The 2,212-nt window shown below is 53.3% G+C and carries 1 protein-coding gene and 1 pseudogene; one reads left to right on the top strand and one right to left on the bottom strand.

Annotated features, from left to right (window positions below; translation table 11 throughout):
• Positions 1 to 165 (bottom strand): annotated as a pseudogene (locus tag DC522_RS33200) (UDP-glucose 6-dehydrogenase); the annotation flags it as partial.
• A 639-nt stretch (positions 166 to 804) separates the two neighbouring features.
• Between DC522_RS33200 and DC522_RS33190 the strand changes: the two are divergent.
• Positions 805 to 2,100: a polysaccharide biosynthesis/export family protein gene (locus tag DC522_RS33190; protein ID WP_165820439.1), complete on the top strand. Its 1,296-nt coding sequence runs from the start codon at positions 805 to 807 to the stop codon at positions 2,098 to 2,100.
• Positions 2,101 to 2,212: the final 112 nt, after the last annotated feature.

Below are 2,212 nucleotides of genomic sequence, written 5' to 3'. Positions count from 1 at the left end.
GGGATTCCTTGCGGCGTGCCATGCGATGTCTCCTTCCAGATCATCGTAAGGCCCCACACGAAATTCCTGATAGTCCCCCACGCAGCACACTTCATGCCCGAAATCGGCAAAGCACGCCCCGGACACCAACCCCACATAGCCCGACCCGACCATCGCAATGCGCATGCTATTTCTTCAGGCATTGATTGATCTAGCCAAACATCATTCTCATGGTGTTAGCCCGTCCTGACCAATCATACCACCTTGGGAGGCGTCCTTTGGTCTTTTCGCCATTCGAAATTCGTCATGAACCTTACCATGTGGGTTCCCACGTGAAGCGCATTCAACGGAGGTAGCTGGCAAACTGCTTGGGAGTTCCGGACCTATCAAAAGGATGACGATTTAAGTCGGCAACGTCGGTCGTACGCTGCCGCTCGGGCCGCTGACGAAGGTGGATGCTCTATCGTGAGAAATGGGATGGCTCCCGTGGTATTGCTTGTACCACGTGACGAAGCGCCGGACGCCGTCCTTGAGGGAGGTTGAAGGGGCGAAGCCGACGGCGCGGCGCAGATCCGTGACGTCGCGCGGGTCTCGAGCACGTCGCTGGGCGGCAGCGCCACGTCGACGCGCTTGGCTTTCCGGTCGAGCGCGCGCTCGATCAGGCCGATCAGGTCGTTGTAATTCTATTAAAGCGACTATACCTCTTAAGATCTCTAACCATTATGAGGAGCCGCCATTCTCTATCTCCTCTGATGTGCCAAGATAATGCAAGTCAATTGTCAGATCAGGTTCTCCTCATTCTCTATTGGATATAGGCCGTGCAGCATGGTGAGCTTTAGAAAACGGTGGTGTGACGCGGCTTTGGAGGGAGCGGTAAAGGCCGCACTTGTTCCGGTGCATAAATATCTGTCTCTTCTAGTGACTCTCCCGGCCTTTACTGTTGCGCTCCAAAGCTCTGTATTTGCCGCAGATGTTGGCAGGTACGTGGTTCAGCCAGGAGATTTGCTCAGTATATCCGTCTATCAGTGGCCCGAGCACTCTGGTGATGTGCGCGTTGATATTAACGGTGAAATATCCCGACCTGCTGTGGGTCACATTCCTGTTGCCGGACAAGCGCTCGAAGAGATCGAGGTGAAGCTCCGTACTGAACTTTCCAAGCAGATCGATCTAAGAAATGCTCCTATTGTGGTGAGTATTGCGGAGTACCGCCCCATCACCGTCCTCGGCGCTGTCAATAATCCCGGTCGCCACCGATACGAAGTCGGCTTAACTGTTCTGGATGCTTTAGCTTTGTCCGGCGGTCCGCTGTCTTTGTTTCCTCGGGGCAGCGCCTTCGACCAAGCGGTGCGTCAGGTAGAGTATTACGAAAAGGCCAGTGTTGATAAAATTGAGTACCTATCGGCGCTAGTGCGCCGTGAGCGCCTGCTCGCAGAAAAGGTCAATCAAGACAAGCTTGAGTTGCCGGCCAATATTGCATCAATGCTCAAAGCTGCTGGACAGGAGGACATCGCGGAACAAGAACAATCTGCTTTCGTAGCAAGGAAAAGTGCTTTCTCACAGCAAAGGTCGGCGATCATTCAGCAGGCTTCAGTCTATAAGGAGGAGATCGATGGATTGAAGGGCCACATGGTTGAAATATTGGCTGCGATATCCAAAGTCGAAGAGGAATACAAGCGCCTACAATCCCTTCTGGAAAGAGGCCTGATTCGGCGAGTTGATCTCGTTACTGTCGATAACCAACTAACGACCCTACAGTCCAATCTGCGTGCCGCGATTGTAGCCCATGCCGGTGCGAAATCTCAGATGGTAAAAGCTGAGGCATCCGGCAGTGAACTTGAGCAAACGAGGCTCACAGAGATTGAGAAGGAGCTGGGAGAAGTCGAAAAGACCATCAAGACGCTTGAGGTCAGCAGAGCGACAAGGGCTTCTCTCGATCCCGCTCAGGGTATGCAGATGAATAGAGGTGCGGCGATCGGTGAGGATGTAGGCATTGATGGGCTGAACTTTACCCTAACGCGCAGAGCATCCGATGGCCAGATGACAACTATAGGTGCGCGAGCCCAGGATTCCGTAATGCCAGGGGATATACTTACTATTGCAGTGCTGAAGCGGAGCTTTTAGCCAGTATGTAGGCCTGTACGCAGCATCATTCAGGTTAGCACTACTTTGGCAGGTTTGAGGAGCTGGATGAGCTTTGCCGACTTCTCTGGCTGAGGGATCTCAGTTGGAGGCG

Source organism: Microvirga sp. KLBC 81 (genome assembly GCF_003075415.1).
Taxonomy (GTDB): Bacteria; Pseudomonadota; Alphaproteobacteria; order Rhizobiales; family Beijerinckiaceae; genus Microvirga.
Note: the sequence above shows the minus strand (reverse complement) of the source record. Positions and strands in the feature narration are given on the sequence as shown.